Genomic DNA, 17,276 nt, shown 5'->3' with positions numbered 1-17,276 from the left:
ATGCCTGCGGGCGGGGGTTCCGGTCCCGGAACCCGCCCCGATCACCAGCTGGCGGCCGTCGCGGTCACCTGGTACGTGGCCTCCACGTTCACCATCTTCGGCAGCTCGTTCATGTCGATGACGATGGAGTACTCCATCTCCAGGGCGCTGAGCACGTCGATGAGCTTCAGCGAGTCGGCGCCCAGCTCGTCGACGAACAGCGCGGTGTCGGCGAACTCGGTGTGCACGTCGATGTTCTCGGCGATGATCTCGCGGATCCGGGTGAGACGCTCCGGCGCTACCGTCGTCATGCTCGTTTTCCTCCGTTTTCGCGGGCGCCCTGTGGGGGTGCCCTGGGGTGCCCGGAAACCGGGCCTCTGGGCAGCAAATTAGTCAGGCCCGATGACGGGTCGATGACGTCCAACTGACCGCTCACTGACGGGTCCTGGCGGGGTGTCGCGTGCCTGGTGGGGAGGGGTGTCGGGGACAAAACGGCCGCCCGCCGCACCGTCGGGCGAAGGCCCTGGGGGTGCGGCGGGCGGCGGGGTCGGAGCCGTCCGGCGGCGTTCTTCCGGATTCCGGGCGCGGGCCCGGCCGGTCAGCCCTGCTGCTGGAGGCTGAGCGGGCGCATGTCCGTCCAGCTGCCCTCGATGTGGGCGACGGCGGTGGCCCGGTCGGTGGCCTCCAGGGTCACCGACCAGCCCTCCGGGACGGCGGCGAAGGACGGCCACAGGGAGTGCTGCCCCTCCGCGTTGACGAGGACGAGGAAGGTGCCGTCTTCGCGGTCAAAGGGGTTCGCCATGACTGTTCTCCAGGTCTCGGGATCTCGGGACGTGCCGGGTTGATCGGGCGTCAGGTGGTCGGGGTGGTGGCCGGTGCGGCCGGGGTTCCGGTCGGGTCCGCGGCCAGGGCGGCGAGGGCGTGTTCGACGACCGCGCCGATCGCCGCCGCCGGTGCGGGTTGCAGCAACTGCTGGTGCCCGCTGTCCACGTCGTGCGCGAGGACGGCGGAACCGACGTGCGGCTCCCAGCTCTTGACCTTGAGGGCGCGCTCCTCCGGGGTGGGGCGGGTGTCGCCGCCGGCCGCCACGAAGAGCGTCATCGGGCAGCCGTCGAAGCGGCCCGGGGTGAACCGCTGGAACAGCTCCAGGTTGTTCCGCATGACCCCCAGCAGCCGTTCCAGCGTACCCGGTTCGAGCGCGGCGAGGGGGCCTTCGGTGCGGGCCAGGTGCGCGGCGACGCCTTGCGGGGTGAGCCGTTCCGGCTCCGCCGCGTCGACCCCGGCCTCGGCCAGGAAGTCGGCGAGGAACTCGGCGTCGCTGGGCCGGGCCCCGAGGGCGTCGTCGGGGTAGGCGTCCAGGTTGGCCAGGAACGCCACCCGCTCGCCGGCGGCGTGCAGCCGGACGGCCATCTCGTGCGCCACGACGCCGCCGTAGGACCAGCCGAGCAGGTGGTACGGGCCGTGCGGCTGCACGGCGCGCACCCGGGCCAGGTACTCCTCGGCGACGTCGCCCAGGTCGGTCGGCAGCGGGCCGTCGTCGGACAGGCCGCGGGCCTGGAGGCCGTAGACCGGCTGCTCCGGGTCGAGGTGCTCGGCGAGCGCCGCGAACGGGATCGCGAAGCCGAGGCCGCCGTGCACGCAGAACAGCGGGGGCCGCCCGCCGGTGGGCCGGATCGGCAGGACGGGCCCGAGCAGGTCGACCGCGCCGCCCCCGGTGGTGGCGGCCGCGGCCAGCGCCTCCAGGGTGCGGTGCTCGAAGACCGCCCCGAGGCTGATCGGCAGCCCGGCCCGGCCGGCCGCGTTGACCAGCCGGATCGCCTTCAGGCTGTCCCCGCCGAGGGCGAAGAAGGAGTCCTCGGGGCCGACCGGGCCCGTGCCCAGGACCTCCTCGACGGCGGCGCAGAGCAGCCGTTCCGGCTCGGTGCGGGGCGCCCTCGGGGCGCGGGCCGAGGGGGTGGCCGCGGGGGCGGGCAGGGCCTTGACGTCCAGCTTGCCGTTGGCGTTCAGCGGCAGTTCCGGCAGCGCGGTGTAGCTCTCCGGCACCATGTGGCCGGGCAGCGAGCGGGCCAGGTGGCCCCGCAACTCGGCCGGTCCGGGGGCCGGCCGGCCGTCGGCGGGCACCAGGTAGGCGACCAGGCGGCGCTGGCCGGCGGCGTCGGCGGGGGCCAGGACGGCGGCCCGGGCGACGTCCGGGTGCTCGGCCAGCAGCCGTTCGACCTCGCCGAGTTCGACCCGGTAGCCGCGGATCTTGACCTGCTGGTCGGCGCGGGCGACGTACTCGATCCGGCCGTGCCGGTCCCAGCGGACCAGGTCGCCGGTGCGGTACATGCGCTCCCCGGGCGCGCCGAACGGGCAGGCGGTGAAGCGGGCGGCGGTCAGCGCGGGCCGGCCGAGGTAGCCGCGGGCCAGGCCCTCGCCGGCCAGGTACAGCTCGCCGACCACGCCGCGCGGCACCGGCCGCAGCGCCTCGTCCAGGACGTACGCGCGGGTGTCGCCGATCGGCAGGCCGATCGGGACGGTGCCCTCGGCGCGGCCGAGGTCCTGGCCGGTGGCGAAGGTGGTGGTCTCGGTGGGGCCGTACACGTTGAACACCGTGGTGTCCGGCAGGGCGGCCCGCAGCCGGTCCAGGTGGTCGCGGGAGTGCGCCTCGCCGCCGGTGAGCAGCGCCCGCAGCGGGGCCAGGGCGCGCGGCCGGGTGTCGGCGATGGTGTTGGACAACTGGGTGGTGAGGAAGGCGACGCTCACCCGGGCGCGGGCCAGGAAGGACTCCAGGGCCCGCGGGTCGGCCGGGCCCGGCGGGTGGACCGCCACCCGGGCGCCGTGGGCGAGCGCGCCCCAGATCTCGAAGGTGGAGGCGTCGAAGGCGACCGGCGCGAAGTAGAGGAAGGTGTCCGCGGCGGTCGGCGCCAGCTCGGGCAGGCCCAGGACCAGGCGGACGGCGGCGCGGTGCGGGACCGCGACGCCCTTGGGCTTGCCGGTGGAGCCGGAGGTGTAGATGACGTACAGCAGGTCGTCGGGGTCGATCGGGGCGGCGGGCACCGGGGCGGTGACGGGCCGGCCGGCCAGGTCGGCCAGGGTTTCGGGGGCGTCCAGGAGCAGCTCGACGACCCCGGCGGGGAGCTCCCGTCCGGCCGGTGACCGTTCGGTGACGAGCAGCCGGGCGCCGCTGTCGGCCAGCATGTCGCGGACCCGCTCGTCGGGGTAGGACGGGTCGATCGGCAGGTAGGCCGCGCCGGTGCGGGCGATCGCCAGCAGGGTGCTCACCACGGCGGGGCCGCGCTCCAGGCGCAGCGCCACCAGGTCGCCCCGGCGGGCGCCGCGCGCGGTCAGCAGGTGGGCCAGGCGGTTGGCCTCGGCGTCCAGTTCGGCGTAGCTGGTGTGCCGCAGCCGCTCGGGGTGGCCGGGCTCGGTGTGGACCAGCGCGACCGCGTCCGGGGTGGCCGCGATCCGGCGGTCCACCAGGGCGGTGAGGGTGCTGCGCGGGGTGCCGGCCCGGTGGGTGCCGAGGGCGAGCAGTTCGGCCTCCTCCTCGGGCCCGAGCAGGTCCAGCCGGGACAGCGGCCGGGCGGGCTCGGCGAGGGCGGCGGCGAGCAGCCGCAGGTAGGCGTCGGTGATCCGGCGGGCGGTGGCGGGCTCGAACAGGTCGGTGCGGTACTCGACGGCGAGCGCGAGCGCGCCGCCGGCCTGCTCGGTGAGCTGGAAGAACAGGTCCCACTTGGCGGTCCGGACGGGCACCGGCTGCTCGGCCACGGCGAGTTCCGGGTCCTGCTCGGGCGCCGGGGCCGGGCCGGCCTGCTGGAAGCCGAGCATCACCTGGAACAGCGGGTGCCGGGCCATCGAGCGCTCGGGGTTGAGCACCTCGACGAGCTTCTCGAAGGGCACGTCCTGGTGCTGGTGGGCGGCCAGGTCGTAGGCCCGGACCCGTTCGGCGAGTTCGCGCAGGCCCGGGTCGCCGGAGGTGTCGGTGCGCAGCACCAGGGTGTTGACGAACATGCCGACCAGCTCGTCGAGCCGCTCGTCGGTGCGGCCCGCGATCGGGCTGCCGAGCGGGATGTCGGTGCCCGCGCCGAGCCGGGTGAGCAGGGCGGCGAGCCCGGCCCGCAGCAGCATGAAGACGCTGACGCCCCAGGCGGCGGCGAGCCGGTGCAGCTCGGCGGTGAGCGGCTGCGGCACGGTGGTGCGCACGACGTCGCCGCGGTGCTCGGCCCGGGTGCCGCGCGGGTGGTCGAAGGGCAGCGCCAGTTCCTCCGGCAGGCCCTTCAGGGCGGCGGTCCAGTAGCCGAGTTGGCGGGCGAGTTCGCTCCGCGGGTCGTCCTCCGCGCCGAGCAGTCCGCGCTGCCACAGGGCGTAGTCGGCGTACTGGACGGGCAGCGGCGGCAGTTGGGCCGGGCGGCCGGCCACCCGGGCCCGGTAGTACGCGGTGAGGTCGCGGGTGAGCGGGGCGAGCGACCAGCCGTCGCCGGCGATGTGGTGCAGGACGATCGTCAGCACGTGCTCGTCCGGGCCGAGCCGGAACAGGCGGGCGCGGAGCGGGAGGTGGCGCTCCAGGTCGAAGCCGCGCGCGGCCTCGGCGGCGAGGGCGGCGGGCAGGCCCGCCTCGGTGGTCTCGCTCACCGGGAGCGGGACGGCGGCCTCGGCCGGGGTGAGCACCCGCTGCTCGGCCGGTCCGCTGCCGGTGGTCCCGGAGGTGGCCCCGGGGGCGGCCCCGGACCCGGTGCTCTCGGGGGCGCGCTGCGGGAAGACGGTGCGCAGCGCCTCGTGCCGGGTGACCACGTCGTGCAGGGCGCCCGCCAGGGCGGCGGTGTCGAGCCGCCCGGAGAGGCGGATCGCCAGCGGGATGGCGTACAGCCCGCCGGGTGCGCCCAGGTGCTCGACGAACCAGAGCCGCTGCTGCGCGTACGACAGCGGCAGCACGGCCGGGCGCGGCCCGGCGGCGAGCGGGGCGCGGCCGGGTGCGGCGGCGGCCAGCCGTTCGGCGAGGCGGGCGGGGGAGGGGGCCTCGAAGAGGTCCCGCACCTGGAGTTCGGCGCCGAGTTCGGCGCGGACCCGGTTGACGATCCGGGTGGCGAGCAGCGAGTGGCCGCCGAGGGTGAAGAAGTCGTCGTCGACACCGACCCGGTCGAGTCCGAGCACCTCGGCGAAGACGCCGCAGAGCTGCTCCTCCTCGGCGGTGCGCGGGCCGCGGGCCGAGGTGGTGTACGCGGGGGCGGGCAGGGCGCGGCGGTCGAGCTTGCCGTTGGCGGTCAGCGGCAGCGCGGCGAGCGGGACCACGGCCGCCGGGACCATGTACTCGGGCAGCCGCTCGGCGGCGAACTCCCGCAGCCCGTCCGGGTTCGCGCCGTCGCGGGGCACCACGTAGGCGACCAGGCGCTGGTCGCCGGGCCGGTCCTCGCGGGCGATCACGGCGGCCTCGGCGACCGCGGGGTGTTGGCCGAGGACGGTCGCGATCTCGCCCAACTCGATCCGGAAGCCGCGCAGTTGGACCTGCTCGTCGGCGCGGCCCAGGTACTCCAGGGTGCCGTCGGCCCGCCAGCGGCCGAGGTCGCCGGTGCGGTACATCCGGGTGCCGCCGGGCTCGAACGGGCAGGCGACGAAGCGGGCCGCGGTGAGGTCGGGGCGGCGCAGGTAGCCGCGGGCCAGGCCGGGGCCGGTGATGTACAGCTCGCCGGGCACGCCGGCCGGGACGGGCCGCAGGGCGCCGTCGAGCAGGTAGACCCGCAGGTCCGGGATGCCGCGCCCGATCACGCTGCCGCCGCCGGCGGCGGCCGTCGGGGCGTCCAGCTCCTGGTAGGAGACGTGCACCGTGGTCTCGGTGATGCCGTACATGTTGACCAGGCGCGGCGCGTCGTCGGAGTGCCGGCTGTACCAGTCGGCGAGCCTGCCGATGTCCAGCGCCTCGCCGCCGAACACCACGGTCCGCAGGGCGAGCGGGCGCGGACGGTCGGCGTCGGCGCGCATCAGCTGGTAGAAGGCGGACGGCGTCTGGTTGAGGACGGTCACCCGCTCCTCGGCGAGCAGGTCCAGGAAGGCGTCGGGGGAGCGCGACACGTCGTACGGCACCACGACCAGCCGGCCGCCGCGCAGCAGCGCGCCCCACAGCTCCCAGACGGTGAAGTCGAAGGCGATGGAGTGGAACAGCGTCCACACGTCGCCGGGGCCGAAGTCGAACCAGCCGTCGGTGGCCTCCAGCAGCCGCGCCACGTTCTGGTGCGGCACCACGACGCCCTTGGGGCGGCCGGTGGAGCCGGAGGTGTAGATGACGTAGGCGGGGTGCTCGGGGGAGGCCGCGGTGTCCGGGGCGGTGGCCGGGTGGGCGGCCAGCGCGGCGGCCGTCTTCGGGGTGTCCAGGTCCAGGCGCGGCAGGTCCGGGGCCTCGGGCGGTTCGGGCAGCACGCCGCCGGCGGTCAGCAGCAGTGCCGGACGGGCGTCGCGCAGGGTGTAGCCGATCCGGTCGGCCGGGTGGCCGGGCTCCAGCGGCAGGTAGGCCGCGCCCGCCTTGAGGACGGCCAGGACGGCGACGATCAGCTGGGCGCCGCGCGGCAGCGCGACGGCCACCAGGCTCTCCGGGCCGGCGCCGCGGGCGGCGAGCAGGTGGGCGAGCCGGTTGGCCCGCTCGTCCAGCTCGCGGTAGCTGAGGGCTGCCTCGCCGGGAGCGGTGACCGCGACGGCGTCCGGGGTGCGGGCGGCCTGCTCGGCGAACAGCTCCGCGATGGTGGCGCGCCGCGCGGGCTCCCGGGGGGCGGCCGAGGCGCCGCTCCACTCGCCGAGGATGCGGGCCAGTTCGGCGGGCTCGGGCGCGCCGAGCCGGGCGAGCGGGGCCTGCGGGTCGTCGGCGACCTGCTCCAGGACGCGGACCAGCCGGTCCAGGACGCGCTGCGCGGACGGCCGCGGGTCCTCGGTGAGGCCCTCGGGGTTCCCGGCGAAGGCCGAGGGCCGGTAGGCGAGGTGCAGGTCCAGCCGCTCGCCGGGGAAGACGGTGAGGCTCAGCGGGTAGTGGGTGGCCGAGAGCACCTGCGCGGAACTGACGGTGCCGCCCGACTCGCGGAACAGCGCGGCCTCGTCCAGCGGGTAGCTCTGGAAGGCGAGGACGGTGTCGAACAGCTCGCCCTGGACGCCGGAGGCGGCCTGCGCCTCGGCGAGCGGCAGGTGTTCGTGCGGCATCATCGCGAGCTGCTGGCGGGCCAGCGCCTCGAACAGCTCACTCGCCCGCTGGTCCGGGCGCAGGTCGGCGCGGACCGGCAGGGTGTTGGCGAACAGGCCGATCATCGACTCGACGTCCGGGACCTCGGCCGGGCGGCCGGAGGTGACCGACCCGAACACCACGTCCTCGCGGCCGGTGAGCCGGCCGAGCAGCAGTGCCCAGCAGCCCTGCACCACGGTGTTGAGGGTCAGGCCCCGGCCGCGGGCCCAGCCGGCGAGCGCCGCGGTGCGCTCCGGCGACAGGAACCCCCGGACGAGCGACGGCAGTTCGCGGGAATCGCCGGCACCGGCGCCGGGCAGCGCCCGGACCGGCCCGTCCAGGCCGTCCAGCAGCTGCGCCCAGGCCGCCCGCGCGGCGGCCCGGTCACGGCCGTTCAGCCAGGTCAGGAACGAGCGGTACGGCGCGGGCGCGGGCAGCGCCGCCGCGCCCGCCGCGCCCGCCTCGTCGCCGAGCAGCACCAGCTCGCGGACGGCCAGCGGGAACGACCAGCCGTCCATGACGATGTGGTGCACCGACCAGACGAACCGGTGGTGCCCCGCGCCGAGCCGGATCAGGGTGAACCGCATCAGTGGCGGCCGCGCCAGGTCGAACCGGCGCAGCCGGTTCTCGCGCGTCAGCCGCTGCGCCGCCGCCTCCCGGTCGGCCTCGGGCAGGTGGGTGAGGTCGTGCAGCTGCCACTCCGGCTCGACCTCGGTCTCCTTGAGGACGACCTGGACGGGCTCGCCGGTCTTGCGGTTGCGGAAGCAGGCCCGCAGGTTGGGGTGCCGGCGCAGCAGCGCGGCTGAGGCCGCGCGCAGCCGGGCGGCGAGCTGCTCGCCGTCACCCGCGCCCGGCCCGTCGATCTCCGCGACGAACTGGAGGGTGTACAGGTCGGGCGAGGCCTGGTCGTACGAGGACAGGAACAGCAGCCCCTGCTGGAGGGGGGAGAGCGGAAGTACTTCGCTGATCTTCGACCCGGTTCTGGGGGCGGTCGTCACGAAAGTTCCTCATTCAACTCGAATTCCAGATCGGCCAGTTCCTCGTCGGACAGGGCGATCAGACTGCCTTCGGGTTCCGTCGGGGCGGACTCGGCGGGGCTCTGCTCCTGCTCCTCGGCGACCTGGGCCAGGGCGGCGGCGGTCTTGTGGGTGAAGATGTCGCGGGTGGTGAGGGTGAGTCCGGCCCTGCGGGCGCGGCTGACGACCTGGATGGAGCGGATGCTGTCGCCGCCGAGGGCGAAGAAGTCCTCGTCGATGCCGACCCGGCCGGTGCCGAGGACCTCGGCGAGGATCTCGGTCAGCACCTGCTCGCGCTCGGTGCGCGGCGCGCGGGCCTCCTCCTGGTCCCCCAGGTCGGGCCTGGGCAGGGCCTTGCGGTCGAGCTTGCCGTTGGCCGTGAGCGGCATGGCGGGCAGCACCAGCCAGGACGCCGGGATCATGTACCCGGGCAGCAGCTCGGCCAGTTGACGGCGGATCCGGTCCGGGTCGACGCCGGGGCCGGTGAGGTAGCCGATGAGGCGGGGGTTGCCGGAGGCGTCGGGGAGGACGGCGACGGCGGTGTCGGCGACGGTGTCGAGGGAGCGGATGACGGCTTCGATCTCGCCGGTTTCGACGCGGCGGCCGCGGATCTTGACCTGGTGGTCGCGGCGTTCGATGAACTCGAGTTGGCCGTCGGGTCGTTGGATGACGCGGTCGCCGGTGCGGTACATCCGGGTGCCGGGTCCGGCGTAGGGGTCGGCCATGAAGGTGCCGGCGGTGCGGGCGGGGTCGTGGAGGTAGCCGCGGCCGACTCCGGCGCCGCCGATGTAGAGCTCTCCGGGGACGCCGACGGGGACGGGCTGGAGTTCGTCGCTGAGGACGTAGAGGCGGGTGTTGCGCACCGCCGTGCCGATGGGGACGCGGGCGGTGAGGGTGTCGTCGGCGCGGATGACGGCGTGGGTGACGTCGTCGGAGCACTCGGTCGGGCCGTAGGCGTTCATCATCGGGATGTGCGGGTGGCGGGCGTGCCACCGTCGGCACAGGTCTGCCGGAAGGGCCTCGCCGGTGACCATCAGCCAGCGCAGGCCCGGGAGTTCGGGGGCGTCGCCCTCGGTGTCCCAGGCGTCCAGGGCGGCGCGCAGCAGGGAGGGGACGACCTCCAGGACGGCGATCTTCTCGTCCCGGACCATGGCGAACAGGGCGGCCGGGTCGGCGGCCATGTCGGTGCCGGAGACCCGGACGGTGCCGCCGACGATGAGCGGGGCGAGCATCTGCCAGACGGAGACGTCGAAGGTGAGCGGCGCGTTCTGGACGACGCCTTCCCCGGCGGCCAGGTCGAGGTCCCCGACCTTGGCCCAGAGGTGGTTCATCATGCCGGAGCGCTGGACCATCGCGCCCTTGGGCTTGCCGGTGGAGCCGGAGGTGAACATCACGTACGCCAGGTCCAGCCCGGTGCCCACGCAGTCGGGCAGGGCCCGCGTGCCGGCGGCCTGCTCCAGGCCGATGACGGTGACCGGCTCGCCCTGGACGGCGGCGGCGAACTCGGCGGCCTGTGCCTCGTACCCGGCGCCGACCAGCAGGTGGCGGGCGTCGCCGTCCTCCAGCAGCCCGGTGTTGCGGGCGGCGGGGGCGGCCGGGTCGAGCGGCAGGTAGGCGCCGCCTGCGCCGATCACGCCCAGCACGCCGGTGATGAACGGGACGCCGGGCTCGGCGAGCATCGCGACCACCGAACCGGTGGTGACCCCGGCCTCCGCGAGGCCCGCGGACAGTCCGCCGGCCGCCTCGACCAGTTCCTGGTAGGTCAGCGAGCCGGCGCCGTCGGTGACGGCGGTCGCCTCGGGGGTGCGGGCGGCGACGGCGCGCACCCGCTCGACGACGCCGAGGCTCTCCTCGGGGATCGTCGGGTCCCAGGCGCCGAGCAGTCCGCCCAGCTCGCCGGGGATGCCGGTGCCGGTGAGGTCCGCCGGGCCGGTCACGTCGATCTGGGCGAGCGGCAGTCCGGGCCGCTCGGCGACGGTCCGCAGCAGGTGCTGGAAGATCGCCGAGACCCGCTCGACCTCGGCCCGGCCGAACAGGCCGGGGTTGTAGTCCAGCCGCAGGTGCAGGCTGTCGCCGGGGTGGACCACCAGGCTCAGCGGGTGGTGCCGGGCGTCGAGGGCCTCGGTGCGGACGATGCGCGGGCCGTCGGCGACGCCGGTGTCGAGGCCGTTCTCGTCCAGCGGGAAGTTCTCGAACAGCACCACGGTGTCGAAGACCTCGCCGGACAGGCCGGCGGCCTGGTGGATCGCGGCGAGCCCGAGGTGCTCGTGCGGGAGCAGCGCGGTCTGCTGGTCCTGGAGGGCGTGCAGCAGTTCGGCGAGGGTGGCATCGGGGTGCAGTCGGGCCCGGACCGGCACGGTGGTGAGGAACATGCCGATCATCGACTCGACGTCCGGGACCTCGGCCGGGCGGCCGGAGGTGACGGCGCCGAACACCACGTCCTGGCGGCCGGTGAGCCGCCCGAGCAGCAGCGCCCAGCAGCCCTGCACCACGGTGTTGACGGTCAGGCCCTGGGTGCGGGCCCAGCCGGCGAGCGCGGCGGTCAGCTCGCGCGGCACCTCGGCGAGCACCGCGTCGGGCAGCACCGGGAGGCGGCTCGGGTCGGCGGGGACGAGCAGGGTGGGCTCGTCGACGTCGGCCAGCACCTCGTGCCAGGCGGCCCGGGCCGCCGTGCGGTCCTGCGCGGTCAGCCAGGCCAGGTACGAGCGGTACGGGGCCGGGTCGGGCAGCAGCGCGACGTCCGCGCCGGGCGCGCAGAGCGCGAACAGCTCGCGGACGAGCAGCGGCATCGACCAGCCGTCGACCAGGATGTGGTGGCTGGTCCAGATGAACCGGTGCCGGCCCTCGCCGTGGGTGACGAGCGCGAAGCGCAGCAGCGGCGGCGCGGCGAGGTCGAAGCGGCGGGTGCGCTCGGCCTCGGTGATGCGGCTCAGCTCGGCGGCCCGGGCGGGCTCCGGCAGGTCGGTCAGGTCGGCTTCCAGCCAGGGCAGTTCGGCGTGCTGGGCGATGACCTGGACGGGCTCTCCGGTGGCCCGGGCGCGGAAGGCGGCGCGCAGGTTCGGGTGCCGGTCGAGCAGGGCCTGCCCGGCGGCGCGCAGGGCGTCGGCGTCGAGGTCGCCCTCGATGTCGGCGACGATCTGCAGGGTGTAGACGTCGACCGCGTCCGCGCCGCCCCCGGCGGCGGTGTCGTAGTCGGCGTGGAAGAGCATGCCCTGCTGGAGCGGGGTGAGCGGCAGGACGTCGGCGAGGGCGGTGCCGGCCTCGGCGAGTTCGGCCTCGTACTCCTCGATCTCGTCCTGGGCCAGGGCGACCAGCGGCAGGTCGGAGGGGGTGCGGCCGCCCGCACCGGGGGCGGTGGCGTGCCGGGCGAGCAGTTCGAGGGCGCGGAACCAGGTGGCCGCGACGTCCTGGGCGTCCTCCTCGGCGACGGTCCGGCCGGCCCAGGACCAGTTGGCGATCAGGTGCGGGCCGTCGTGCCGGTCCTCGGTGGCCGGGGTGACGTCGAGCAGATGCGGCAGCGGCATGCCGGGGTGGGCGCCGGTGCCGACCACACCGTCGCCGCCGGCCGGCTCCCAGAGGCGGGCCTCGCGGGCGTCGAAGCGGCCCATGTAGTTGAAGCCGATCTGCGGCTTGTGGTGGCCGGCCAGGGCGCGGGCGGCGTGCGGGTTGAGGTAGCGCAGCAGGCCGTAGCCGACGCCGCGGTCGGGCAGCGCGCGCAGCTGCTCCTTGATCCGCTTGAGGGCGGCGGCGAGGGCGGGGCCGCCGGCCCAGAGCTCGTCCCAGTCGAGCGTGCCGGGGTCGAGGCGCATCGGGAAGGCGCTGGTGAACCAGCCGACGGTGCGGGACAGGTCGAGGCCGTCGCCGAGCTGCTCGCGGCCGTGGCCCTCCAGCTCGATCAGGGTCTGGGCGTAGTCGGCGCGGCCGTGCCGGCGGCGCCAGTCGGCGACGGCGAGGGCGAGGCCGGTCAGCAGGACGTCGTTGACCTCGGCGTGGAAGGCCGCCGGGACGTCGGTGAGCAGCGGGCCGGTGACCTCGGGGCCGAGCTCCAGTCGCAGGGTGCGCTGGGTGCCGTAGACGTCCGTCTCGGGGTCGAGCCGGTGGGTGCCGACCAGCGGGTCGGGGCCGGTCAGGATCGACTGCCAGAGGGCGAGTTCGGGGCCGCGGACCTGGGTTCGGGCCTGCGCGGCGAGCAGCTGGGACCAGGCGCGGTAGGAGGTGCCGACCGGGTCGAGTGCGGGGGTGCGGCCGGCCGCCAGCGCCTCGCAGGCGGCGGCGAGGTCGGGCAGCAGGATCCGCCAGGACACGCCGTCGATGACCAGGTGGTGGGCGGAGAGCACCAGCAGGGCGGTGTCGGCGCCGGGGGCCGCGCCGATCAGCACGGCCTGGATCATCACGGCGGCGGCGGGGTCGAGCCGGGCGCGGGCGGCGGCGGCCTGCCGCTCGGCGAAGCCGAGGGCGTCCTGGTCATCGGCGCCGCTGCCGGCGCCGTTCTCGGCGGTGGCGACCAGGCGGACGCCGGCGAGCGCGCCGGGGGCCAGTGCCTCCAGGTGCCACAGGCCGGGGGCGGGTTCGGTGGCCCGGGTGCGCAGCGCGTCGTGGTGGTCGACCAGGGTGTGCAGGGCCGCGTCGAGCAGTTCGGCGTCCAGGGCGGCGGGGACCCGGACGACCACGTGCTGGCTGTACTTGACGACCGGGCCGGTGAGGCTGGTGGTGTCGTCGTGCAACTGGCCCATGATCGGGGTGAGTTCGTACGGGCCGGTGCCGCCGGCGTCCTCGGCGGGCGCGGTCGCCGCCGTGGGGTCGGCGCCGCCCGCGACCCGGGCGAGGGCGGCGGCGGTCTTGTGGGTGAAGATGTCGCGGGTGGTGAGGGTGAGTCCGGCCTTGTGGGCGCGGCTGACGACCTGGATGGAGCGGATGCTGTCGCCGCCGAGGGCGAAGAAGTCCTCGTCGATGCCGACCCGGCCGGTGCCGAGGACCTCGGCGAGGATGTCGCAGAGGACCCGCTCGCGCTCGGTGCGGGGGCCGCGGAGGGTGTCCTGCTCGGCGAGGGCGGGCTTGGGCAGGGCCTTGCGGTCGAGCTTGCCGTTGGGGGTGAGCGGCATGGCGTCGAGGACGAGCCAGGACGCCGGGATCATGTATCCGGGCAGCAGTTGGGAGAGTTCGGCCCGGACCTGCGCGGGGTCGACGCCGGGGCCGGTGAGGTAGCCGATGAGGCGGGGGTTGCCGGAGGCGTCGGGGAGGACGGCGACGGCGGTGTCGGCGACGGTGTCGAGGGAGCGGATGACGGCTTCGATCTCGCCGGTTTCGACGCGGCGGCCGCGGATCTTGACCTGGTGGTCGCGGCGTTCGATGAACTCGAGTTGGCCGTCGGGTCGTTGGATGACGCGGTCGCCGGTGCGGTACATCCGGGTGCCGGGTCCGGCGTAGGGGTCGGCCATGAAGGTGCCGGCGGTGCGGGCGGGGTCGTGGAGGTAGCCGCGGCCGACTCCGGCGCCGCCGATGTAGAGCTCGCCGGGGACGCCGACGGGGACGGGCTGGAGTTCGTCGCTGAGGACGTAGAGGCGGGTGTTGCGGACGGCGGTGCCGATGGGGACGCGGGCGGTGAGGGTGTCGCCGGTGCGGATGACGGCGTGGGTGACGTCGTCGCTGCACTCGGTCGGGCCGTAGGCGTTCATCATCGGGATGTGCGGGTGGCGGGCGTGCCACCGTCGGCACAGGTCTGCCGGAAGGGCCTCGCCGGTGACCATCAGCCAGCGCAGGTGGGGGAGTTCGGGGGCGGTGCCGTCGAGGTCCCAGGCGTCCAGGGCGGCGCGCAGCAGGGAGGGGACGACCTCCAGGACGGCGATCTTCTCGTCCCGGGTCATGGCGAACAGGGCGGCCGGGTCGGCGGCCATGTCGGTGCCGGAGACCCGGACGGTGCCGCCGACGATGAGCGGGGCGAGCATCTGCCAGACGGAGACGTCGAAGGTGAGCGGCGCGTTCTGGACGACGCCTTCCCCGGCGGCCAGGTCGAGGTCGCCGACCTTGGCCCAGAGGTGGTTCATCATGCCGGAGCGCTGGACCATCGCGCCCTTGGGCTTGCCGGTGGAGCCGGAGGTGAACATCACGTACGCCAGGTCCAACTCACCTCCGACAGAGGTGAGTTCGGCGCCGCTGCTGGAGTCGGACGGGTCGGTCAGCGGCAGGGCGGTGGCCGCCCCGGCGGTGAGCTCGGCGGCCTGCGCCTCGTACCCGGCGCCGACCAGCAGGTGGCGGGCGCCGCCGTCCTCCAGCAGCCCGGTGTTGCGGGCGGCCGGGGCGGCCGGGTCGAGCGGCAGGTAGGCACCGCCGGCGGCCTGGACGGCCAGCACGCCGGTGACGAAGGGGACGCCGGGCTCGGCGAACATCGCGACCACCGAACCGGTGCCGACCCCGGCGGCGGTCAGCCGGGCGGCCAGGCCCGCCGCGCGGGCGACCAGTTCGCGGTAGTCGATCCGCTCGGCGCCGTCGGCCACGGCCACCGCGTCGGGCGTACCGGCCGCGACGGTGCGGACCCGCTCGACCAGGCCCTGGTCGGCGGCGGTGGCCGGATCCCAGGCGCCGAGCAGCCCGAGCGGTTCGCCGGTCGCGCCCAGGCCCACCTGGCCGAGCGGACGGTCCGCGGGCATGGTGGCGAGGGCGCCGAGGAAGGTCTCGAACCGGGCGAGGTGGGTGGCGAGTTCGGCCGGCTCGTACAGCTCGGGGTTGCCGTCGAGGTGGATCTCGACGGTGCCGTCGTCCGCGTTCAGGACCGTCATGATCAGGTCCTTGACGATGCCGGTGGACAGGTTGACCACGACCCCGCGGCAGTCGCCGAAGGCCAGCTCGGGGTCCTGGTTGAGCACGTTGATGAACGGGCCGAAGGCGCGCTGGTCGTCGATCCGCAGGCCGATGTCGCGGCGGACCCTGTCCCCGCGGTAGCGCTGGTGCTTCAGCGTGCCGGCGACCTCGACCCAGGCCGCGCGCAGCAGTTCGGTGCGGGTCATCTCCGGGCGCACCCGGACGGCCAGCGGCAGGTAGTTGGCGAGCATGCCGGGGATCTCGCGGCTGACCGCGCCGACCCGGCCGGTGACCGGCAGGGTGAGCAGCGGCGCCGGGACCCCGGTGACGCGCTGGGTGTAGGCGGCCATCGCGGCGACCATCAGGACCGGCATGGTGACCTTGCCGTCCTGGGCGAGGGCGTGCAGCGCGGCCGTGGTCGTGGGGGAGAGCCGGGCGGTCTCGCGCAGCGCGACCCGGCCGGGGGCCGGCTCCTGCTCGGAGAGCGAGACCAGCTCGGGCACCGCGCCGTGCCGGTCGGAGGTGAGGCGGTCCGTCCAGTAGGCGCGGTCCTTCTCGACCATCGACGAGTCGAGGTACTTGCGCTCGGCGTCCAGCAGCCGGTGGAAGGCCGGCATGGCGTCGGCGTCCAGCTCGGCCGGGCCCTCGCCGGCGGCCAGCCGGGTGTAGGCGCTGGACAGCTTGGGGTAGAGCAGCGAGCGGCTGAAGCCGTCCGCGAGGATGTGGTGCATGCACAGGTAGAGCAGGTGGTGCTCCGGGGCCAGCCTGATCAGCGCGCCGCGGAACAGCGGGAAGTCGGTGACCTTCATCGGGTCGGCGTGGTCGGCCCGCATCCACCGCTCGGCGGCCTCCGACGGCTCCGCCTCGCCGCTGAAGTCCAGCGTCTTGAGCGGGAGCTGGGCGAGCGGGCGGATGATCTGGCCGGGGGCGCCGTCCTCCTCGACGAACTGCACCCGCAGTCCCTCGGCCTCGTGGCCGAGGCGTTGCAGCGCCCGTCCGAGCAACTCGGCGTCGAGCGGTCCGCGCAGATCGATGTAGTCCGCCATGTTGTAGGCCAGCGGCCCGGCGGCGAACTGCTCGTCGAACCAGATCTCGGCCTGTGCCGCGGTGAGCGGAAGGACAGCGTTCCGGTTTGTCGTCACTGCTTTGCTCTCCGTCATTCTCAGCCTCAGCCCCGCCTTGAAAACTCTCGACCCTCTGACCCCGCAGGCCCCGGCCCCGCAGGCCCCGACCCCGCCGGTCCGGTCAGCCGGACACCGTCTGGAGCCCGGCGGCGACGCCCGCCCCGAGGCCCCGGTGCTCGACCCCGGGCAGCAGGCCCTCCGGGCCGACCGAACCGCGCACCCACTCGTCGTGGTAGATGGTGTCCATGTAGCGCTCGCCCAGGTCCGGCGAGATGGTCACGGCGGTCACCCGCTCGCGCACGCCGCCCGCGCCGTCGCCGTAGTGCTCGTTCAGCCAGCGCAGCGCGCCGCTGACGGCCGTCCCGGTGGAGCCGCCGAACAGGAAGCCGCCGCGCATCAGTTCGCGGCAGGTCCGGACGGTGTCGGTCTCCTCGACGTGGACCGCCCGCTCCACCAGCGACTCGTCCAGCAGCGCGGGCCGCACGCTGGTGCCCAGGCCCGGGATGTGCCGGGTGGCCGGCGGGGCGCCGAAGGTGACCGAGCCGACGCTGTCGACCGGGACGACCCGCACCGAGGGCCGCCGCTCGCGGAAGTACCGGGCGCAGCCCATCAGCGTCCCGGTCGTGCCCGCGCCGATGAACAGCACGTTCAGGTCCGGGAACTGGCGGGCGATGGCCGGCGCGGTGGTCCGGTAGTGCGCCATCCAGTTGCCCGGGCTCAGGTACTGGTTGAGCCAGACCCGCTTCTCGTCGGCGGCGAGCAGCGCCTTGACGTGGCGGATCCGCGCACCGAGGAAGCCCTCGGTCTCGTGCGGCTCGGTGATCAGGTGCACCTCGGCGCCGTACGACTCCATGGTGCGGCGGGTGACCTCGTTGCAACGAGAGTCGGTGACGCAGATGAACTTGTAGCCGCGGCTGGCGGCGAGCACGCTCAGGGCGACGCCCATGTTCCCGGACGAGGATTCCACCAGGGTCGAGCCGGGGCCGAGGACGCCCGCCGCCTCGGCCTGCGCGACCATTTCCCGGGCCGCTTTCAGCTTGATGGACCCGGCGAAGTTGAACCCTTCGACTTTCAGGAAGAGACGGTGCCCGAAGAACGGCTGCAGATTCACGAAGAGGTCGCTGACCTCGAATTCGTGCGACGCGGAAATGACCGGCACTGGAGACTCCTGGCCTTCGG

General features: G+C 75.0%; 5 protein-coding genes. All 5 read right to left on the bottom strand.

Annotated features, from left to right (window positions below; translation table 11 throughout):
- Nucleotides 1-41: 41 nt before the first annotated feature.
- Nucleotides 42-290 carry an acyl carrier protein gene (locus ACIP37_RS01030; protein ID WP_400843023.1) on the bottom strand — a complete coding sequence of 83 codons (249 nt, stop codon included), beginning with the start codon at nt 288-290 and terminating at the stop codon, nt 42-44.
- Nucleotides 291-577: 287 nt separating this feature from the next.
- Nucleotides 578-781: an MbtH family protein gene (locus tag ACIP37_RS01025; RefSeq protein WP_350882087.1), complete on the bottom strand. Its 204-nt coding sequence runs from the start codon at nt 779-781 to the stop codon at nt 578-580.
- A gap of 50 nt (nt 782-831) precedes the next feature.
- Entirely contained in the window at nt 832-8,157 is a 7,326-nt protein-coding gene (locus tag ACIP37_RS01020; RefSeq protein ID WP_400843020.1) for an amino acid adenylation domain-containing protein, read from the bottom strand.
- Entirely contained in the window at nt 8,154-16,115 is a 7,962-nt protein-coding gene (locus tag ACIP37_RS01015; protein ID WP_400843017.1) for an amino acid adenylation domain-containing protein, read from the bottom strand. Before ACIP37_RS01015 ends, ACIP37_RS01020 begins: the two co-directional genes overlap by 4 nt.
- 103 nt (nt 16,116-16,218) lie before the next feature.
- Nucleotides 16,219-17,256 (bottom strand): 2,3-diaminopropionate biosynthesis protein SbnA, encoded by a 1,038-nt coding sequence (sbnA, locus tag ACIP37_RS01010; protein ID WP_363582482.1) that lies wholly within the window; start codon nt 17,254-17,256, stop codon nt 16,219-16,221.
- Between the last annotated feature and the right edge of the window lie 20 nt (nt 17,257-17,276).

Origin of the sequence: Kitasatospora sp. NPDC088861, assembly GCF_044750105.1 — a bacterium.
GTDB lineage: Bacteria > Actinomycetota > Actinomycetes > Streptomycetales > Streptomycetaceae > Kitasatospora.
This window is presented reverse-complemented; position numbering and strand designations above follow the sequence as displayed.

Coding starts and splice junctions, on each gene's coding strand:
- ACIP37_RS01030 (WP_400843023.1), bottom strand. CDS start 290: ATGACGACGGTAGCGCCGGAGCGTCTCACCCGGATCCGCGAGATCATC.
- ACIP37_RS01025 (WP_350882087.1), bottom strand. CDS start 781: ATGGCGAACCCCTTTGACCGCGAAGACGGCACCTTCCTCGTCCTCGTC.